Source organism: Marinomonas balearica, from assembly GCF_004362145.1.
GTDB lineage: Bacteria > Pseudomonadota > Gammaproteobacteria > Pseudomonadales > Marinomonadaceae > Marinomonas > Marinomonas balearica.
This window is the reverse complement of sequence record NZ_SNXC01000017.1, coordinates 17,965-37,999: the sequence shown is the minus strand read 5'-3', so window position 1 is coordinate 37,999 and position 20,035 is coordinate 17,965. Positions and strand designations below refer to the sequence as shown.

Below are 20,035 nucleotides of genomic sequence, written 5' to 3'. Positions count from 1 at the left end.
ACCACGCCGTTAAGCGTGGTAAAATTTGGGTAAACATATGTGGCAGGATATGAAAGGATGACTTCCTCACATATCCAAAAGTGGGAGTTAGAACTTTTGTCCTGGTACCCAGGTTGTGCCCGCAAGGGGGACGCGAGCCATAGCAGCAGACTCTACAGTTAATGCCACTAGGTCTTCTGGTTCCAGGTTGCGAAGATCGTTTTTACCGCATGCTCGAGCTAATGTTTGCGCCTCAAGAGTAAGCACTCGGAGGTAATTCGCTAAACGACGACCCGCGTCCACTGGGTCGAGACGTTTCATTAACTCGGGATCTTGCGTCGAAATACCCGCAGGGTCTTTACCCTCCTGATAGTCGTCGTAATAGCCTGCAGCGGATCCAATCTTCTTGAATTCGTCGTCCCACTTAGGATCATTACACCCTAATGCAACCAACGCTGCTGTACCAATTGCGACAGCATCCGCACCCAATGCCATACACTTAGCGACATCAGCACCATTTCGAATACCACCTGAAACTATAAGCTGTACTTTTCGATGCATGCCCATTTCTTGCAGAGCTTGTACTGCTTGCGGAATGGCCGCCAATGTAGGAATACCTACGTGTTCGATAAAGACATCTTGTGTCGCTGCTGTGCCGCCTTGCATACCGTCTACAACGATAACGTCTGCACCCGCTTTAACCGCAAGTTTCACATCATAGTAAGTACGTGTTGCGCCTACTTTGATGTAAATTGGCACTTGCCAATCGGTGATTTCACGCAGTTCTAAAATTTTAATCGCCAAGTCATCAGGACCTGTCCAATCAGGGTGACGACATGCAGAACGCTGATCAATCCCTTTTGGTAAGTTACGCATCTGTGCAACACGATCCGTAATTTTTTGCCCTAGCAACATGCCGCCGCCGCCAGGCTTAGCGCCCTGGCCCAGTACAATTTCAATCGCATCGGCTTTACGCAAATCATCTGGGTTCATTCCGTAGCGAGAAGGCAGATATTGATAAACCAATTTTTTAGACTGCCCACGCTCTTCTGGTGTCATCCCACCGTCACCTGTAGTGGTAGACGTACCTGCCATTGATGCGCCGCGACCTAGCGCTTCTTTAGCATTTGCAGACAAAGCACCAAAACTCATTCCCGCAATCGTGACAGGTATGTCCAATTTTATAGGTTTTTTAGCGAAACGATCACCTAATGTAACAGAGGTATTACAAGTCTCACGATACCCTTCTAATGGGTAACGAGACATACTTGCTCCCAAGAAAAGTAGGTCGTCAAAATGAGGAAGTTTACGCTTCGCGCCAAATCCTCGAATATCATAAATACCGGTTTCCGCTGCGCGACGGATCTCTGCCATTGTTGAGCGGTCAAAAGTCGCTGATTCGCGTAAATTAGGGTTGTGTGTATCGTTACTCATAATCAAAATCTCTTTCAACAAGTTAGTAGGCAGATGCATTGTCGACTTTAAAAGTATACAGCTCGCGTGCAGAGCCATAACGTTTAAAGCTCGCAGGGTCTTCTTCAACGCCTGCCTTTGCCAATAATGCAGTAAGCTCCGCTATGTGTTCTTCGCGCATCTCTTTTTGAACGCAATCAGCACCAAGTGATTTTACTTCGCCTTTTACGTAAATATGCACTTCGTAAAGCGAATCACCCAGCGCTTCACCAGCATCACCGCACACGACTAAGCTACCGGATTGCCCCATAAAGCAACTCATATGCCCAACGTTGCCTTTTACGACAATGTCCACTCCTTTCATTGAAATACCACAACGGGCACCGGCATTGCCTTCAACGATCAACATACCGCCGTGCGCAGTTGCACCCGCCGCTTGAGACGCATCGCCTTTTACTCGAACCACACCAGACATCATGTTTTCTGCAACGCCTTGACCGACGTTACCGTGTACCGTAATGCTCGCTGTTTTATTCATTCCCGCACAAAAATAGCCAGCGTGTCCGTGGATGTCGACCGCCAGTTCGCTGTCTAGGCCAACGGCTAAGTTATGCGAACCTTTCGGATTAGTGACAACCCATTCAGCTTGAGTCATTTTATCTTTTTGTGCGTGTAACGCATGATTCAGTTCGGTGACTGTGTTTGTAGATAGATCAAACGTATTCATTATGTTCTCCAAATTCCTCTAAAAGCCTGCCCAGATTAGCGCTTAGTGACGTTCCCAGATGTAAAAGGTCGCCGGTTCTGGCTCCCAGACTTTTGCGTTTTCAATGCCCGGCAGAGAAGCAAGCGCTTGATACTCTGAAGCCATTGCAACGTAGTCGTCGGTTTCTGCTAAAACAGCTGGTTTACAAGCAATCGGGTCGCGCATTACGGCAAAACCATTTTTAGTACCAATGGTAAAGGTGAAGAATCCATCAAGATCTTTAAGCGCACTTTCCAGTGCGTTTTTCAAAGTATCGCCTTCGTTCAAACGCCATGTTAAGTAGCCTGCTGCCACTTCAGAGTCGTTTTCTGTCTCAAATGTAATGCCTTCACGTTTAAGGTTTTCACGCAGACGGTTGTGATTTGAAAGAGAGCCATTATGAACAAGGCAAAGATCGGATCCAGTTGAGAACGGGTGGCTACCTTCCATTGTGACGGCAGATTCCGTCGCCATGCGCGTATGACCGATTATGTGCGTTCCTTTCATACCGCTTAAGCTGAACTTAGAGCTGATGTTTTCAGGAAGCCCTACTTCTTTTAAAATTTCTATTGAACTGCCCGCACTTAAGATCAATACATCTTCATAATGAGTACTCAACCATTCACGTACCGAGGTTTCATCCGCCTGAATCTTAAGAACGGCAACGTTGGCGTTATTCATCCAATCCGCGCTGCACTGCAGTGCTGTCGCCATTTGATCAGTCAATCCTGCCCAATCGAAAGATTCATCAGGATGACGAAGAGTCAGCTTTAACCAACCTTCTCCCACTTCATCGCCGTAAATGGCAAATCCAGCGCTGTCAGGACCTCGATCTGTCATTGAGATCAGCATCGGCTCAAACAACTCGCCCAGTTTGCTTTCAAGTGCGTCGTTTTTTAAGTAAAGGCCGACAATTCCACACATAATTAAACCTCTAAAATGTACTCATTCAGTTATTCGATAAAGGCGTAATTCACGAACAAACTCTCAATAAGTTCTATGAAAAACGCCTTTTCCGGATTTATTAACGTCACTTGAGCGCTATAAAAAAACAGCCTCTCAAGCAACATTGATTAGAAAAATTCTGCGTATCGAGCCGTTTCCCAATCAGAAACATGGCGAGAATATTCATTCCATTCCTGACGTTTCACCTTGATAAATTCAGAAACGATCTCTTCACCCATCTGCTCAATAAAGATCGAATCTGCTTCTAATGCATCCAATGCTTCGTTTAGATTTTGTGGCAAAATTTCGATGTTCTTTTCAATGATTTCGTCCAATGAAAGCGCATACAGGTTGATGTTCATTGGGTCGCCCGGCTCTAGCTGGCGTTCGATGCCATCCATTCCTGCGGCAATCAAAGCAGCGTGGACAAGGTAAGGGTTACAACCAGAATCAGGCAAACGGAATTCAAGACGACCGTAAGGGACTCGAACCAAGGCAGAACGATTATTATCGCCGTAACAAACGTAGGCAGGTGCCCATGTCGCTCCAGAATCATTTCCGCCCACAACCAATCGTTTGTAAGAGTTAACACTTGGGGCTGCAAACGCACAAATGGCTTTTGCATGCGCTAAGATACCGGCCGTAAAGTGATACGCCATTTTCGACAATCCCATGCCGTTAACATCCGAATCGTCATTGAACAAGTTCTTACCGGATTCGTCTGTTATCGACAGATGAAAATGCATACCGTTACCCGTTTTGTCAGCAGCGGGTTTAGGCATAAAGGAACAAATCATGTCCATGTCGTTGGCGATCTCGCCAGCTGCCATTCGTACAAAGGTAAATCGGTCAGCCGATTCTAACGCATCGCCATAGGTGTAATTTATTTCGAATTGGCCGTTGGCGTCTTCATGGTCGATCTGATAAACATCAAAATCGACCGCTTGAAGAGATTCCACCAAGCGCTCTAAGAAAGTACGCGAACGAGATAAGCCTTTATAGTCATAACATGGCTTCGCCAACGTATCGGAACCGTCGACTGGAAGAAGCGCACCGTTCTCGCCTTTTTTAAATAAATAGAATTCAGGCTCAAGCCCTGTCATCAAAGACCAACCCTTTTTTGACAATCTGGTAAGTTGGTTTTTCAATACAACACGTGAGCAATATGGATGAGGATTGTTGTCGACATAACCGTCACACGCAATACGCGCATAGCCCGGTTGCCATGGAACAATGGTCAATGTCGATAGATCTCCACGCGCCATAAAATCAGGACCGTGAGGTTCAAGTCCAAGTCCATTTGTTGCAAACCCCGCAAAACCAGCTCCATTTTCTACAACATCAAATATTTTTGTTGCAGGCACTGATTTCGTTTTCGCAACGCCGTGAATATCAACAAATTGCGCGAGTAAATACTTAATCTTGTTGTCTTCGATAAAGCTTTCAACGGTATCTGGTTGCATTGCTACTCTCCCGATATTTATGACGTTCTGAACGTCGATTAATTCAAATCTACTACAAAACTATAATTCCTGACAGGAATATTTATTTATTATTGGGAAAGCAAAATTTTTGCCATGTCCTTTCCTAAAGGGAATTTTTTATTCTCTTTGGTGTAAGAATCTGATTTTTATGCTGTAATTTCAGCATCGAAACGTAAACTGACACCCACTGACGATCTGAAAAGGTTCAGACACATGGATAAAAATGCACCGTCCCGCCATGCTCAAGCACTAAAAGAGGGCGAAATCAGCCGTGAAAAGCAAAGTTCGCCCAAACTTAAGCTCGAAAGTTACATTGCTCTGCAAGTAAAAAAGCGAAGAGTCGCGCTCGATCTAAAAATTGCGGATGTGGCTAAAATCGCCCAAATTAGCCAAGGAATGGTCAGTAAAATCGAAAATGCGCAAGTATCGACAAGCTTGGATACTCTAAACCGACTGTGCGATGCAATTGGTTTATCCATCTCTCAATTGTTTGCCGATTACGATCGACCTGAAGGCGGTGCTCAGCTCACAAAAGCCGGACAAGGTATGGAAGTCATTCGCCGAGGCACAGATAAAGGGCACACGTACCAATTGCTCAGCTATAACCGGGGAGAAAAACAAGTTTACGAGCCGTTTCTCATTACCATGGACGATGCCAGTGAGGTGTTCCCTACATTTTCACACCCCGGTTACGAGTTTATTCATGTATTGGAAGGGCAACTTCAATATCGCCACGGCAACCATCTATACGAAATGAAACCCGGCGATTCCCTGTCCTTTAATTCTGATATCCCCCATGGACCCGAAGCATTGGAGGTCGTGCCAATCAAAATACTGTCCGTGATTATTCATGAATCAAGCGATAAGTAAGGTTGACTCAAGTTGCGCGGAGAAACCAAGACGAAATAATATTTCGTCTTGGTTCTAAATTCGCTATATTCCCTAAATTCGTTTGTTCACACTCGACATAATCCACCGACCTTCCCACGCTACTATCGTTATCGACAGTACGCTCAAGCAAAGCGCATTCATTTAACGTAAGAAATTAAACATTTCTACTTCTCGCATTTTATTCATTCGGTGGACTTTACATGCAAGACGATCTGATCGAGTTAGACAAACAGCATTATATTCATCCTGTTATTAACTATCGTGCTCATGAAAAACGTGGCGCAACCATTTTTAAATCAGGGAATGGCGCCTATCTAACAGACATTGATGACAACACCTTATTAGATGCATTTTCAGGCTTATGGTGTGTAAATACAGGTTACGGCCACGAAAGTATAGTCAATGCAGCCCAAGAGCAAATGCGCACCCTACCCTACGCAACCGGTTATTTTCATTTCGCGTCGGAACCCGCAATCAAGCTAGCCGCTAAACTGGTTGAGATAACACCCAGCTCGTTGCAACACGTATTTTTCAGCTTAGGCGGGTCTGACGCAGTGGATTCGGCAATTCGCTTTATCGTTCACTACTTCAACTCTTTGGGAAAACCAAATAAAAAGCAATTTATTAGCATCGAACGAGGCTATCATGGCTCTTCCTCTCAAGGCGCTGGATTAACCGCCCTTCCTGTTTTTCATAGAAACTTCGACTTGCCATTGCCCAATCAACATAAGATCCCTTGTCCGTATTCCTACAGATTACCCCACGGCGACGATGCCGACGCCGTTATCACAGAATCGGTTGCTGCGCTGAAAAACAAAGTGAGCGAGCTTGGCGAAGACAATGTTGCCGCATTTTTCTGCGAACCTATCATTGGCTCTGGTGGCGTTATCGTCCCACCAAACGGATGGTTAAAAGCGATGCAGGAGTGCTGTAACGAACTTGGAATCCTATTTGTTGTCGACGAAGTTATCACGGGGTTTGGTAGAACAGGAACCATGTTTGCCTCAGATGCAGAAAACGTAAACCCTGATTTAATGACCATGGCGAAAGGCCTTACAGCGGGCTATGCACCTATGGGAGCGGTCATGATGAGTGACCGCATTTATCAAACTCTTGCTGGAGACGAGACCGAAACTGCGCCTGTTGGTCATGGGTATACCTATTCGGCTCATCCCGTTAGCGCTGCAATAGCCTTGGAAGTGATACGCCTATATGAAGAAGGTGGGCTTCTTGAAAACGCACAAAAAGTGACTCCCATCTTCGAAAAAGGTTTGCAATCACTGCTGTCCCACCCATTGGTTGGTGATGCTCGTAGTCGCGGATTACTCGGCGCGTTAGAACTCGTATCTAACAAACACACTAAATCACAATTCGATCCGAACCTAAAACTTCCTGAAAGAATCTCTGAGGCGGCGTATAAAAATGGCGTCATTTTCAGAAGCTTTTCAGATGGGATTCTAGGGTTCGCTCCTGCCCTGTGTTTCAGCCAACACGATTTTGAATTGCTTTTCGAAAGAGTTAGAAAGACGCTCGACGACGTATTAGCGCAGCCAGACGTAAAAGCCTCATTGCAGTCTTAACTTAGTCGCAAACGTTCACCAACATGTGAGTTTAAATGAGCAGTGCTCGCACCACCCCCAAAAACCTCAATAACCCTTTGGGGGTGGTTCGTAAATATTGAAAAAAGAGTCAAATGTCTTGGATGACGACTTAAAAACTTCCTGATACTATCGAAGTGTATACAATTATTATAAAGAGATACGCAACTCTCTAAGTAAAAAGGAGTTTTTAATGATCGATTCCCCGAAATTAGACCGTATTGATGTCCGCATCCTCAGTCATTTACAAAAAAACGGTCGCATCTCAAATGTTCATTTAGCCGATGCAGTTGGGCTGTCACCAAGCCCGTGCTTAACGCGCGTAAAACGATTGGAAAAAGCAGGCTACATTACAAACTACGGCGCACATATAGAGCTCGAAAAGCTTGGAACCGTCCAGCGCGTCTTTACTCAAATCACCTTAACCGATCATAGACCCGATCATTTCGCGAAATTCGAAGCCTGTATTCGCAAGATTGATGAAGTACAAGAGTGCCATTTGGTCAGCGGAGGGTTCGACTACCAGTTGGTTTTTCTAACTCGAAATGTTGTTCATTATCAAACCGTAATGGAAGAACTGCTTGACCAAAATACCTTCATCGATAAGTATTTCAGTTACATTGTCATTAAGTCTCCTGTCGTAAAACAGTATTACCCTATCGAAAACCTTTTTGAACCGACTGAGTAAAAATACGTGACTCTTCTTATTGTTCCTCTTCTTGTTGTACTCTTTCTTAAATCCCAACCGACATCAAGCCTTTCATAACGGCATAAGCTGCTGGTTTCTTGCTCGAAAACACCAATTTACGTTGTCGGGCATATAAAATACCACCAACTCACCTGTCTCTTGTTCTTAAAATAATCCTTAGAGCCTTACACAATCAGCTCTGCTTTAAAGGTTTGCCACACATCACGTGATTTGTGGACGAGTAAGAATGGAGAGTACCGTTATCATGTCTAGCACACGACCACTGCCAAGTTACCCTATAGAAATCGAATTCCCAGACCTATCTCAGTTTGCAGAAGGGAATATTGGCATTCCTTACCTGTACCATTTTGACAGCGGTGTTTCAGGCCCACACGTCATGATCAACTCGATCACCCACGGAAACGAAGTTTGCGGCGCGATCGCGGTAAAGGAGTTACTTGAACTTGGAATAACGCCACGGCGCGGAAAACTCACTCTCGCTTTTGCAAACGTTGACGCCTATTTTCAATTTGACCCTACCACTCCGGATTCATCTCGCTTTGTCGACCAAGATTTAAACCGAGTTTGGACAAAAGAAATTTTGGATAACCCAGCCCTCGATTCATCCGAAATTCGCCGCGCAAGAGCGCTTCGACCCATTATTGACGACGTGGATTACCTGCTCGATATACATTCGATGCATGAGCGTTGTGCCCCACTTGGTGTCTGTGGCCCTCTGAACAAAGGACTTGAGTTCGTAAAATCTCAGCGGGTTCCAGAATGGATTATTCGCGACGAAGGCCATCCCGAAGGTTGCCGTATGCGAGATTACGCAGATTTTGGTAACCCTGACAGCCCTAAAAATGCCCTGCTCATCGAGTGCGGCCAACACTGGGAAGCCATTTCAGTAGAAGTTGCACGCGATTCATCCGCACGATTTTTGCTTGCACTAAACATAATAGAGCAATCTGATTTACCACAAAGCTGGTATCAGCCCATATATTGCGCAGACCAGAAAGTCGTTCAAGTGACAGAACCGATTGTGGCAGAGACGATGAATTTCGAATTTAATGATCTGTATCTTGGCTTGGAGCTGTTCAAAGAACAAGGCTCCGCAATTGCGGTACAGGATGGAAGAACGATCTCCACCCCTTATCCCAACTGCGTCTTAGTAATGCCTTCGTTACGGCAACTGAGGCCTGGTGTCACCGTTGTACGTTTAGGTCAGCTTCAAGACAGTACTGATAAAGGAAATCATGAATCACAAGAAAGAGGGATTCACTAATGCCTGCACCCTTACTAAGCATTCCATCAACACAGGAATGGACAAACGAAGCCGATGCGGTGGTAATTGGAGGAGGCATTATTGGAGTCTGCACCGCCTACTTTCTAGCAAAAGAAGGAATGACCGTTGCTCTCGTTGAAAAAGGACGCATTGGTGCAGAGCAATCAAGCCGAAACTGGGGCTGGTGTCGTCAACAAAATCGCGATGCACGAGAGCTCCCGCTTGCCACCCAAAGTTTGGCGTTATGGGAAGAAATTGCAAAAGACATCGATATGGATCTTGGATTCAGACGCTGCGGCCTACTTTATCTATCCGACAACGAAGCAGAACTCGATGGCTGGAACCGTTGGAGAGACTTCGCCAAAGGAGAAGGCGTCATCACGCATATGTTGTCCACCAGCGAAGCAAATGAACGCGGAAAAGCAACTCACAAACCGTGGAAAGGCGGTGTATTTTCACCGTCAGATGGTATCGCAGATCCTGCAAAAGCAGCGCCTTTAATCGCAAAAGGCGCAAGTGAAAAATACCAGTGTCGTATTCACCAATTTTGCGCAGCACGGGGAATTGAAACCGCGGCGAATAAAGTAACGGGCGTGATTACAGAAAAAGGCACGATCAAAACCAAGCAAGTCATTATGGCTGGTGGAGCGTGGGCTTCATCATTTTGTAAGCAATTAGGCATTCGATTCCCTCAATCCGCTGTTCGCTCTTCCATTTTGTCTATTATGCCGGGCGCACAAAACATTCCAGACGCCATGCATACCTCAGAAATATCGATCACAAAACGTGGAGATGGCGGCTATACACTCGCAATATCTGGAACCGCCAATGTGGATGTAACACCACAACAAATACGTTTTGCACCCAGTTTCTTACCCATGTTTGCGAAACGCTGGAAAGTGCTTTCCCCCGGTGATTTACAAGGTTGGCTGTCTGGACATGAATCAAGGTCACAATGGCTACTGGATCGTCCCACACCAATGGAAAAAAATCGTATTCTTGATCCTAAACCATCCCAAAAGTTGATAAACGAAACGCTAAGAAGAGCACGGCAAATGCTCCCTGAACTTGGCACCATTCCTGTTCAAGCCTCGTGGGCAGGTTACATCGACAGCACGCCTGACGGTGTTCCGGTCATCGACCAATCAAACAACATTCAAGGGTTTACTCTGGCGGCAGGTTTTTCAGGCCATGGGTTTGGAATTGGGCCAGGGGTCGGCCGTTTAATCAGTGAACTGATATCAGGGAAAGAAACGTTCGTTAACCACCAGCAATACCGATTGGATAGATTAAATAAAAGTGCGTGGGGGAAAGTATCAGAGTTTTAACTCGCGTCGCACTCTGAAAATTCGTGAATAGAACAAAGGCAGCAATAGGCATAAAAAAGCTCAGGCTGTATCTACATCACCTGAGCTTTTTTAGTTTCGTCTCTATTTAGACTTTAGCTCGTGAAGCTCTTCACTAAACCAAATTTTTCGCTTAAATCTTGGGTTTTTAGAGGACATATCAATCTTATAAGGGTTTACCTCTTGGTTATCAGGTAAACCAAGAATGCTAGACAGTTCTTGTGCTAACCACTTCTCTACTTTCAGAACGACCATCTTCTTACGTAAACGCCCTTGTTCGTCACGGTTTAAGATCGTTGGCAAGGTGTTCAGCGTTAGGATTTCGCCTAATGATGGGTGCGCCATTTTTTGACGACCTTCATCGCTTGCATAGAAATGAGAGACTGCAAACACCATACGCTTAGGATTAATTTGCTGAAGGAACTGGCACGATTTAACAACGGTTGAACCCGTACGAACCATGTCATCAAACAAAACAATGCTCGCGCCGTCTAAGCCATCGAAAGTGTGCTCACTCTCTTTATGCAATGCGATGTCGACTTTTCGTTCAGCGGTGCGCTCTTTGTCCAACATAATGAACTTCGCTTTGCTTAAACCAAGTGTTGCGTACATTTGTTTTACGAAATCTCGTGCGCCTTTATCAGGAGCACACAATACAAGACCTTCGCCGTCTTCTCCGTAATGCAATATGTCGGAGTTTAACAAGTAATGAGCATATATCTCGTAAGGGATTAAGTTATGGAAGTCGCCTTCAAAGACTTCAGTAAACATCCTCTGTACAGATTCGGAATGGTTATGAATCGTCATTACCGTGTCAACACCCGAAAGCTTCAACATTTGCGCATAAAGCTTAGCGGTAAATGGCTGACCATCGAACTTTTTGATGTCTTTAACATCGCGCTCAAAGCTGGTTTCACCTAGATCTTTATGAGCACCGCGATCCTGAGCACTGTAGAACAAATCCGGTTCAACAAGTACCACGCGTTCTGCACCGTTTTCCTTCGCTGCACGGGCAATAATCAAGTTTGCCATAGCAAGCTCCTGACGGCTCTTAACATAACCGGCTGTGCTTACGATGATGACGGCTTTACCTTGCAATGAAACTCCAATGTTTTCAAAATCGGTTTCATCAGAGATAAAGCGTGGGCAGAATTCAGAATTCATGAACTGTTTCATGCTGATCAAATCTGCAATATCATCGTGCTGGCCCATAGCGTAGGCAACATCAATTGCAAATGGATTATCAGAGGAGTTACTAACTACAACAACATTAGTTGACTGACTGGTCGACAAAGTCATGAACGATCCTTAGCGAAGGGATAGGGAATTTGCGCAGATTTTAATACTTGTTCACACATTTCGATAGACCTGAATGAGCATAAATCGTAAATATGAGAGGCATTTTATGTCGATAAGCTGTTTTTAAAAAGATTGCGAATCATTAGTATTTAAAAACAACTATCGTTCTTTGTAAAATCAGGCAAATTCCCTCATCCGAGACTCTACTGCTTAAAATGCTCATCTCTATATTGCCTTGGCGTAACTCCACATAGTTTTTTAAAATGTTTAGCTAAATGACTTTGATCGAAGAAGCCCACCTCACCAGCGACGTGTGCTGGTTTGGCTCCTTTTCGGATCAATTTTTGAGCGGCCAAAACTCGAACGCGACAAACATATTGATAAGGAGATACGCCAACATAGGCTCGAAATTGCTTCGCAAAACGAAAGCGATTCATTTGCGATAAATTAGCCAAGTCATCAAGGCAAATTGATTCATTATAAAAGCGGTCTATGTAGCACTTGGCCAATTCAATTGGATTGTCATATATGTCACATAGCTTTGTATCATCTACAAGACTGCTTACCTGATTTAATGTCGCCTGACTCATTTCTTACCCTACTTAATCAAGCTGGCGATTTATTGATACGATTCGAGTGCTGGCTTAGCACTTGCGTGATTCACTACATTCTCGTTTGCACCAGAAATGTCAGCATATTCCAAATGACAAAGAATATGCTGTCCATTTGCCATACTCAGTTTCGAAGGTTCCGTTTGGTTACACGTTCCATTTATTCGCTTTGAACATCGAGATAAAAAGCGACAAAGCGACTCATCGGCAGGCGTTGCATCAATAATGGGTAAACTGCTGCAACTTTGATGTGCGGTTTCCAGCCAACCTTGGCGCATTTCAGGCACTGAATTGATTAACAAATCGGTATACGGATGACGAGGCAAACGCTCTCCTCCTGCTAAACTAAACGACGCGCCTGCAGCTTGCTCAACTTTTGCCCCTGAATAAAGTACAACAACTTCATCACAAATCGACTGAACCGTCCGAATATCATGACTGATAAATAAATACGACAGATTGAGTGTTTTACGAAGGTCAGACATAAGCTCTAATATTGCAGCGCCGACGACGGTATCCAAAGCGGACGTGACTTCATCACACAAAATAACATCGGGTTCTGCTGCAAGCGCACGGGCCAAATTGATACGCTGCTTTTGCCCTCCGGACAATTCAGTAGGACGTCTGTCTGAGATACTTACGGGCAACTGAACTAATGAAAGCAGCTCTGCCACGCGCTCCTCAACCTGCTGGCCTTTCATTCCGTGATAAAACGCCAATGGGCGAGCTAAAATAGCCCCTATTGTAAGTTTGGGGTTCAGCGCGGTGTCTGCATTTTGGAACACATACTGAATTCGGCGCAATTGCTCTTTTGTGCGTCCGTCTAATGTATCACTGAGAGGCTCCCCATCTAGAAAGATATCTCCCTTCGAGCGCGAGTTTAAACCAACAATGCTACGTGCGAACGTTGTCTTACCTGACCCTGACTCACCTATCACACCAATTGTTTGCCCTCGTTCGATCTTAAGATCAATATCATGAAGTACGGGAATCCCCTTAACAAATTCGACTTCAAGATGCTTAACCTCAAGCAATGGCGTATCCTTTTTCTCTCCTAAGCGTTTTTCTGTATTCCAATCTCGTGAGGGTCGATCATGGCGCATCGCCTTAAGTAGACTCGCGGTGTATTCATGCTTTGGCGCGATTAAAATCTCTTGAGTTGTGCTGTTTTCTTGAACCTCGCCGTCTTTTAATACAATAATGCGATCGGCCATCTGCGCGACTACCGCAAGATCGTGCGACACATAAATAGCGGTCGTATTGCGTTCTCTCACGACCTTTTTAAACGCATTGAGCACTTCTATTTGCGTTGTCACATCCAACGCTGTCGTCGGCTCGTCCAATATAACCAGATCAGGGTCCGTGATCAGCGCCATTGCCGCCATCAGTCTTTGCAGCTGACCTCCAGAAACCTGATGCGGATAACGCTCTCCAATATGCTCCGGATCCGGTAACGCCAGCTCGTGAAACAACTTAACGGCTTTTTTTTCCGCTTGGTGGCGCGAGCTGGTTTTATGGATCAACGCGCTTTCAATGACTTGATCCATGATAGTTCTTGCTGGGTTAAAGGCCGCAGCCGCGCTCTGTGCAATGTAAGAAATTGTTCGGCCGCGCACTTTAAGCAACTTACCAGACGACATGGATAAAATGTCATGTTCCCCAACTCTGATACTTCCGCCCACAATATGACACCCCTGACGGGCATAACCCATTAGAGACAACGCAATGGTGGTTTTACCCGAACCGGATTCTCCGATCAGAGCCAATACCTCGCCTTTTTTCAGGCTGAAATCCACACTTTTAACAATGGGAATTTCGACGCCTTTCTTGGGTCTGACAGCGACTTTTAATCCTTTTACATCTACAAGGTTTTCCATATCAGTGACCCTTATCTTGATCAGGTTTAACGCCCAAGCTGTCAATGAGAAGATTTACGCCGATCGTTAATGTTGCGATAGCAACTGCTGGCGCGATCACCGCTGGTGCACCTTCTCCGAGAGCTAAAATATTTTCTCGAACAAGAGATCCCCAATCCGCTTCGGGGGGTTGAATACCCAAACCAAGAAAACTCATTGAGCTCAGCAACAAAACAATAAAAACAAAGCGCAATCCAAAATCGGTTAACACTGGCCTAAACATATTGGGCAACACTTCACGAAAAATAATATACGGGGTTGATTCCCCTCGAAGGCGTGCTACCTGAATAAAATCCAACGTCATCACGTTTACAGCGAGCGATCTCGCGATACGAAAACTACCCGGCATGTATGCAATCGCAGCGGTTGCAATAAGAAGCGGAACCGAAGAACCAAAAGACGCCACCATAATTAAAGCGAACATTTTGCTGGGAATCGATATCAAAGCGTCCTGCGTGCGACTGATCGTTGCATCAACCCAACCACTGTTTGCCGCCGCAATCAGTCCCGATACAACACCCGCTACACACGCACTCACCGTCGCGATAAGCGCGACACCAATGGTATAAGGCGTGCCATGCAATATACGACTTAAAATATCGCGTCCTAAGTAATCGGAACCTAATGGGAATTCAGCAGACATTGGGCCAAACACATCGTAACTGACAAACGCATTGGCATCGTATGGAGAGATAAAAGGCCCAATTACGGCCATCAATAACCAAAAACTGACCAAAATGAACCCGATAGCAGCGCCCAAAGAACGGGTGAAATTAGATGTGATCTGAACGAATAAAGAGGCAGCAGCTGTTTTCATTTACGTAACCTCGGATTTGATACAATTTCGCAAATATCTGCGAATAAAACTAAAATTAAATACCCAAAACAAAACAACATCGCACACGCTTGCACTAAGGGCATGTCACGGGTTGTCACCGAATTGAGCATCAAGGTTGCGATACCGGGATAGTTAAAAATAGACTCAACGATAATGACTCCGCCGAGTAAATAGGAAAGACTCAACGCCACAGCATTTGCAATAGGGCCGATCGCATTGGGCAGCGCGTGAAGCAAAACAATCCGTATTGATGACGCTCCTTTTAACATCGCCATTTCAACATAAGGTGAACTCAATTGATCAATGACGGCGGCGCGAGTCATTCTCGCCATTTGCGCAACTAACACACAACAAAGAGTTAAAACGGGCATCGCATACGCGCGAACCATTTCAGAAAAGCTTGCATCCTCTGATATATGTGAAAGCGCAGACAACCAACCAAGATTGACGGCAAAAATAAGAACTGCGATGGTCGCTATTAAGAATTCAGGAACGGATACCGAAAAAACAGCAAACATATTACTGTAACGGTCAAATGCCGAGCCGCGGTACATGGCCGAAAAAATGCCAATAAAAAGGGCGACAGGAACAGACACTAGTGTAGCAGCGGCAGCAAGTTTCAATGACGCAGGCAACCTCCCTCCAATCAACTCCATAATTGGCATACCGTTCACGAGAGAAGTCCCAGGATCTCCTGAAAGCAAACCGCCTAACCAATCGATATATCGAATATAAACAGGTTGATCTAATCCAAATTCAGCTCGAAGCGCAGCCAAGGTTTCTGGTGTGGCGGATTGCCCTAACATCTCTTGCGCGGCGTCGCCCGGCAATAAGCTAGTAATGGTAAAAACGACAATGGACACGATAAAAAGCGTTAGCACACCAATACCAAGTCGATTCACAATTAACCGTGCGATAGTACTATTCATTGTTCACCTATGATCAAATTTGAAGCGCGTACCGAGTTAGTTCAAATCAACAACTAACTCGGTACATTGCTTATGCAATTTTCAGGCTGTTCTTCACAACTGTTCTTCACAACCTTAGTACATATACATACTGGCGCGTTTACGCTTCCAGCCAAACTTGATCGGCAAACATGTACCCCATAAAGCCACCCAATGGGTGTGGGGTATAACCACCGATTTTACTGTTGTAGGCATCGATAATGCTGTTGAACTGTGGGATACACACACCACAATGCTGATTAACCAACAATTGCATATCACCATACATTTGCTTACGTTTTATCTCGTTTGTCTCGCCACGAGCGGCCAGCAAGAGCTGATCAAACTGGCTGTTTTGCCAACCGGATTCATTCCAACTCGCGTCTGACTGATAGAACATACTAAACACAAGGTCTGCTGTAGGACGAGCGTTAATATTGGAGAAGCCCATTGGGTCCTTCATCCAATGGTTAGACCAATAACCGTCCGCAGGGACACGTTTTATATCCAACTTCAAGCCCGCTTGCTGAGCCGTTAACTGAAGGATTTGAGCCACTTCGACGGAGTTGTCTGCCGCTGCGGAAGCAACAACAGGTAGACTTTTACCCTTCATACCTGACTTTTCTAAATAATATTTTGCTTTATCTAGATCAAACTGTGTCTGTGGTAAATCTGCGTTGTAGTATCGGTGATTGGGCGCAATTGGGTGGTCATTAGCAATAGTACCAAAACCTCGGAACGCAACATTCCGCATCTGCTCACGATTAAACAAGTGCTTCATCGCTTTCACAAAATGAGGGTTTTTAACCGGACCAAAATCATCACGTAAAACCAAATCGGTATAGCCACCCGATGCAGATTCTAAAACAGTACTGATTGGGTTTGAATTGATTCGATTCACAGAACGAGGGTTTACGGAGTTGATAATGTGAACATCGCCTGACAGCAATGCGTTCACACGAGCCGCCTCATCTGGAATTGAAAACAACTCAATTTCATCAAGATAGGGTTGACCCTCTTTCCAGTATGAACGATTGCGCAAACCGACCGCGCGTACTCCAGGTTTAAACTCTTTAACTGAAAAAGGCCCAGTACCGTTAGCGCTCGAAAAGTCCGTTACGCCATCACGTACAATAAGGAAATGCGAGGTCGCGAGCATCGCGGGCAAATCCGCGTTTGGTGAAAGTAGATGAATATGCACTTCGTGCTTGCCAACCGCTTTTACCGAATCCATTTGAGTTGCGAGTTTCATCACTTTCGACCCCACTTTAGGATCTTTATGGCGATTCAACGAGAATACAACGTCGGCAGAAGTCAGCGCCGCTCCGTCATGGAATACGACGTCTTTACGCAGTTTTATGATCCATCTCTGAGCATCTTTGGTCTCAAATGATTCGGCAAGCGACATTCTTGGCGTTAACGATTCATCCATTTGAGTCAAGCCATTATAAAACATGTACGCACGCGCATAATCTGTAGAGTTAGAGCCTCTTGCTGGATCCAAAGTATCGGCGGTAGACCCTGAAGCACTTGCAACTTTCAGTTTGCCTCCGCGCTTAGGTTCAGCACTCGCACCAAAGGTAAGCGACGAGCCAGTCACCAATGCACCAGAACCGGCAGCAACAAGACCGCTGCTCATCATTCCACGCAGTACCTGACGACGAGACACGCCTTCAGTAATGATTTTTGAACCCAGTTGATCGTCTATTAAATGTTTCTTTTCGTCTTTCATCTTATCGGTTCCTTATGTGAGTGGTACGTTTTTATAATTGCTTTTTTATTAAATACTTCTAATGTGCCTTTGATGAATCGCGTTTTAAGGATCACCACTTGATCCAATTAAAACGACTAATGAATCAAATCCTGAAAACGATAGTACGCCCCGACAATAGGGAGAAACCATGGCTTTCCAAAATGCCCAGGAACAGGACGCCAATCCAAATTACGCCAAGGGTTATTGGTTGCTTTTCCTGTTATAACATTGGCCATCACTTTCCCCATGTGAGTGGACATTTGCACTCCATGCCCACTGTAACCGAGCGAAAAATACATCCCCTCATGTTGACCAGCGCGAGGAAGTCTATCGGCCGTCATATCCACTAAACCGCCCCAGCAGTAATCTACTTTCACGTTTTTAAGTACAGGGAAGGTTTCAATCATGGCGTTGCGCAAAATACGACCACTTTTTTGATCCGATACTGGACTCGACATGGCAAAACGAGCACGGCCTCCAAATAGCATTCGGTTATCCGGCGTTATTCGAAAATAGTTACCAATATTTTTAGTCGTAACATAGCTTCGCTGATTCACTAAGAGCGTTTCTAAAACGTCTGGATCAAGCGGCTCGGTAACAATAATAAAACTGCCAACGGAGACTAAACGTCGACGAAAATACTGGAATGGCCCCGATGCAGAACTTCCAGTGGCCAGAAAAATATTATCAACCTGCACTCGACCACGCGTTGATTCGACTTGATAACGGCCGTTTGAACTGCGCTCTATGGTAGACACTGGCGCATTTTCAAAGATCTTTGCGCCGTATCCAACCGCGACGTCCGCAAGCCCTTTACCAAATTTTCCCATGTGCATTTGCGCACTGGTTGTTTGAAGCAATCCACCGTAAAAGCGATCTGTGCCTGTTTCTTCGCAAACTTGCGCAGGCGTTAGCAGTTTCACATTCGGGTCAACGTCGCTCACCAATCGATCGTAAGCACGTTTTAGAGCCTCATAGTGAGCGGGCTTTGCCGCTAATTTTATTCGGCCATTTCGAGAAAAATCGCAATCGATGTTTTCGTCTTTAACCAAGGTTTCAACCGAATCCACCGCATCGAGATAGGCACGATAATAGTCCGTAGCGTTCTTTTGGCCGATTTTACTCGCTAAGCTACCGTAATCGTGTGCAAGTCCAGCATTGCATTGACCGCCGTTGCGGCCTGACGCCTCGCCTATAACACGGCCACCTTCAAATAGAACGACTGAAACACCTTGTTTCGCCAGTTCAACGGCAGCGGATAACCCCGTGTAGCCACCACCAACAACTGCAACATCATAATGGCCAACTGCGCTGCCCTGCTCTCCCTTTGAAAAGCCGCTCACCGAGTCTAACCAATAGGAACTTAACTTCATTTTTCATCCTATGTTTGTTGCAGATACATATTTGTTATAAATACATGTTCGTTATAGCGACACTAAACGCCAAGCAGATCCGCTAACTCAGCCAAATCATTGACTTCTTGGTACTCGTAAAACGGCGTTGATGGTTCGTGCCCGCGATTGACAAAGATTTTATTTTTAATACCCATGTCATTTGCGGTCATAAGGTCGTAACGTAGACTTGACGAGACATGCAGAAGATCTTCCGGTTCACAACCAAGTTGCTCTAACATGTATTCAAATCCCTTCATTCGCGGCTTATAAGATTGCGCTTGCTCGGCGGTATAAACTGCGTGAAAAGGAGCCCCTAACTTTTCAATGTTATGAGGAATCTGATCGTCCATAGCGTTAGTTAAAGCGACCAACTTGTATTTGCTAGCTAGACGTTTAAGCGCATCAGGAACATCTGGGTGCGCTCCCCACGTTGGAACCGCGTTGTAAAAAATCATGCCTTCGTCGTCGCGGTATTCGATCCCCCAACGCTTGCACGTACGCTTCACTGCATTACATACAACTTGGTCGTACGGTTTCCAATCACCCAACACTTCATCTAATCGATACGCCGAGAAATCCTTTACGAACTGATCCATGTCTTCAGCACTGATTCGATCTTCAAACACTCTTCTGGCTGTTGGTCCCATTTGAAAACGGATCAAGGTGCCATAGCAATCAAATGTTATGTACTTCGGGTTTAACTCACTCATCTTATCTACTCCGGTTAGCGACTTTTGCTAAGTTAAGCTGTCACCGATTCTTAATTGTCAAAACTCACTAAATATGTGATGAAACTATTACAACACCTATTAAGAAGCGTTTTAGCGTGATTTCGTCCGACAGAAGCGCATTTTTGATGGAATTTCACATACGCCTCGGCACATTATTCCGAACTAAAAATTC

At 45.2% G+C, this 20,035-nt stretch carries 17 protein-coding genes; 5 read left to right on the top strand and 12 right to left on the bottom strand.

All coding sequences use genetic code 11. The annotated features are described in order from the left end of the window. Positions 1–87: 87 nt before the first annotated feature. The 4 genes from DFP79_RS17470 to glnT all read right to left on the bottom strand — a co-directional run bounded on the left by DFP79_RS17470 (position 88) and on the right by glnT (position 4,545). Positions 88–1,413, bottom strand: coding sequence for an FMN-binding glutamate synthase family protein (locus DFP79_RS17470; RefSeq protein WP_133505227.1), 1,326 nt, complete (start codon positions 1,411–1,413; stop codon positions 88–90). Positions 1,414–1,435: 22 nt separating this feature from the next. Continuing rightward, positions 1,436–2,119 carry a GltB/FmdC/FwdC-like GXGXG domain-containing protein gene (locus tag DFP79_RS17465; protein ID WP_133505226.1) on the bottom strand — a complete coding sequence of 228 codons (684 nt, stop codon included), beginning with the start codon at positions 2,117–2,119 and terminating at the stop codon, positions 1,436–1,438. Between the two features lie 42 nt (positions 2,120–2,161). Further along, on the bottom strand, positions 2,162–3,061 hold the full coding sequence (locus tag DFP79_RS17460; RefSeq protein WP_133505225.1) for a class II glutamine amidotransferase: 900 nt from the start codon (positions 3,059–3,061) through the stop codon (positions 2,162–2,164). A gap of 149 nt (positions 3,062–3,210) precedes the next feature. Next, positions 3,211–4,545, bottom strand: a complete 1,335-nt coding sequence (gene glnT, locus DFP79_RS17455) for a type III glutamate--ammonia ligase (protein WP_133505224.1) — start codon at positions 4,543–4,545, stop codon at positions 3,211–3,213. Between the two features lie 234 nt (positions 4,546–4,779). On the opposite strand from glnT, the gene DFP79_RS17450 reads away from it, so the two are divergent. From DFP79_RS17450 to DFP79_RS17430, 5 genes are all read left to right on the top strand, one after another. Beyond that, entirely contained in the window at positions 4,780–5,436 is a 657-nt protein-coding gene (locus DFP79_RS17450; RefSeq protein WP_133505223.1) for a helix-turn-helix domain-containing protein, read from the top strand. 221 nt (positions 5,437–5,657) lie between these two features. Further along, positions 5,658–7,037, top strand: coding sequence for an aspartate aminotransferase family protein (locus DFP79_RS17445; RefSeq protein WP_133505222.1), 1,380 nt, complete (start codon positions 5,658–5,660; stop codon positions 7,035–7,037). A 211-nt stretch (positions 7,038–7,248) separates the two neighbouring features. Next, positions 7,249–7,743 (top strand): Lrp/AsnC family transcriptional regulator, encoded by a 495-nt coding sequence (locus tag DFP79_RS17440; RefSeq protein ID WP_133505221.1) that lies wholly within the window; start codon positions 7,249–7,251, stop codon positions 7,741–7,743. A 265-nt stretch (positions 7,744–8,008) separates the two neighbouring features. Next, positions 8,009–9,028: a M14 family metallopeptidase gene (locus tag DFP79_RS17435; RefSeq protein ID WP_133505220.1), complete on the top strand. Its 1,020-nt coding sequence runs from the start codon at positions 8,009–8,011 to the stop codon at positions 9,026–9,028. Next, positions 9,028–10,356: an NAD(P)/FAD-dependent oxidoreductase gene (locus DFP79_RS17430; protein ID WP_133505219.1), complete on the top strand. Its 1,329-nt coding sequence runs from the start codon at positions 9,028–9,030 to the stop codon at positions 10,354–10,356. Before DFP79_RS17435 ends, DFP79_RS17430 begins: the two co-directional genes overlap by 1 nt. A 102-nt stretch (positions 10,357–10,458) precedes the next feature. On the opposite strand, the gene DFP79_RS17425 is transcribed toward DFP79_RS17430, so the two are convergent. The 8 genes from DFP79_RS17425 to DFP79_RS17390 form a co-directional block, all read right to left on the bottom strand. After that, positions 10,459–11,673, bottom strand: a complete 1,215-nt coding sequence (locus DFP79_RS17425; RefSeq protein ID WP_133505218.1) for a phosphoribosyltransferase family protein — start codon at positions 11,671–11,673, stop codon at positions 10,459–10,461. Positions 11,674–11,876: 203 nt separating this feature from the next. Then, positions 11,877–12,263 carry a helix-turn-helix transcriptional regulator gene (locus DFP79_RS17420; protein ID WP_133505217.1) on the bottom strand — a complete coding sequence of 129 codons (387 nt, stop codon included), beginning with the start codon at positions 12,261–12,263 and terminating at the stop codon, positions 11,877–11,879. A gap of 29 nt (positions 12,264–12,292) precedes the next feature. Then, positions 12,293–14,161 (bottom strand): ABC transporter ATP-binding protein, encoded by a 1,869-nt coding sequence (locus tag DFP79_RS17415; protein WP_133505216.1) that lies wholly within the window; start codon positions 14,159–14,161, stop codon positions 12,293–12,295. 1 nt (position 14,162) lies between these two features. Continuing rightward, a complete protein-coding gene (locus tag DFP79_RS17410; protein WP_133505215.1) occupies positions 14,163–15,017 on the bottom strand; it encodes an ABC transporter permease in 855 nt (284 codons plus the stop codon). Then, entirely contained in the window at positions 15,014–15,967 is a 954-nt protein-coding gene (locus DFP79_RS17405; protein ID WP_133505214.1) for an ABC transporter permease, read from the bottom strand. The genes DFP79_RS17410 and DFP79_RS17405 overlap by 4 nt, the downstream gene beginning before the upstream one ends. Before the next feature lie 139 nt (positions 15,968–16,106). Further along, positions 16,107–17,717 (bottom strand): ABC transporter substrate-binding protein, encoded by a 1,611-nt coding sequence (locus tag DFP79_RS17400; protein WP_133505213.1) that lies wholly within the window; start codon positions 17,715–17,717, stop codon positions 16,107–16,109. Positions 17,718–17,833: 116 nt separating this feature from the next. Next, the gene (locus DFP79_RS17395; protein ID WP_133505212.1) at positions 17,834–19,111 is read right to left on the bottom strand and encodes an NAD(P)/FAD-dependent oxidoreductase; all 1,278 of its coding nucleotides are present in this window, start codon (positions 19,109–19,111) and stop codon (positions 17,834–17,836) included. A gap of 62 nt (positions 19,112–19,173) precedes the next feature. Further along, positions 19,174–19,842, bottom strand: coding sequence for a haloacid dehalogenase type II (locus DFP79_RS17390; protein ID WP_133505211.1), 669 nt, complete (start codon positions 19,840–19,842; stop codon positions 19,174–19,176). Between the last annotated feature and the right edge of the window lie 193 nt (positions 19,843–20,035).

Coding starts and splice junctions, on each gene's coding strand:
- DFP79_RS17435 (WP_133505220.1), top strand. CDS start 8,009: ATGTCTAGCACACGACCACTGCCAAGTTACCCTATAGAAATCGAATTC.
- DFP79_RS17415 (WP_133505216.1), bottom strand. CDS start 14,161: ATGGAAAACCTTGTAGATGTAAAAGGATTAAAAGTCGCTGTCAGACCC.
- DFP79_RS17460 (WP_133505225.1), bottom strand. CDS start 3,061: ATGTGTGGAATTGTCGGCCTTTACTTAAAAAACGACGCACTTGAAAGC.
- DFP79_RS17440 (WP_133505221.1), top strand. CDS start 7,249: ATGATCGATTCCCCGAAATTAGACCGTATTGATGTCCGCATCCTCAGT.
- DFP79_RS17450 (WP_133505223.1), top strand. CDS start 4,780: ATGGATAAAAATGCACCGTCCCGCCATGCTCAAGCACTAAAAGAGGGC.
- DFP79_RS17410 (WP_133505215.1), bottom strand. CDS start 15,017: ATGAAAACAGCTGCTGCCTCTTTATTCGTTCAGATCACATCTAATTTC.
- DFP79_RS17470 (WP_133505227.1), bottom strand. CDS start 1,413: ATGAGTAACGATACACACAACCCTAATTTACGCGAATCAGCGACTTTT.
- DFP79_RS17405 (WP_133505214.1), bottom strand. CDS start 15,967: ATGAATAGTACTATCGCACGGTTAATTGTGAATCGACTTGGTATTGGT.
- DFP79_RS17465 (WP_133505226.1), bottom strand. CDS start 2,119: ATGAATACGTTTGATCTATCTACAAACACAGTCACCGAACTGAATCAT.
- DFP79_RS17425 (WP_133505218.1), bottom strand. CDS start 11,673: ATGACTTTGTCGACCAGTCAGTCAACTAATGTTGTTGTAGTTAGTAAC.
- DFP79_RS17400 (WP_133505213.1), bottom strand. CDS start 17,717: ATGAAAGACGAAAAGAAACATTTAATAGACGATCAACTGGGTTCAAAA.
- DFP79_RS17420 (WP_133505217.1), bottom strand. CDS start 12,263: ATGAGTCAGGCGACATTAAATCAGGTAAGCAGTCTTGTAGATGATACA.
- DFP79_RS17390 (WP_133505211.1), bottom strand. CDS start 19,842: ATGAGTGAGTTAAACCCGAAGTACATAACATTTGATTGCTATGGCACC.
- DFP79_RS17430 (WP_133505219.1), top strand. CDS start 9,028: ATGCCTGCACCCTTACTAAGCATTCCATCAACACAGGAATGGACAAAC.
- DFP79_RS17395 (WP_133505212.1), bottom strand. CDS start 19,111: ATGAAGTTAAGTTCCTATTGGTTAGACTCGGTGAGCGGCTTTTCAAAG.
- glnT (WP_133505224.1), bottom strand. CDS start 4,545: ATGCAACCAGATACCGTTGAAAGCTTTATCGAAGACAACAAGATTAAG.
- DFP79_RS17445 (WP_133505222.1), top strand. CDS start 5,658: ATGCAAGACGATCTGATCGAGTTAGACAAACAGCATTATATTCATCCT.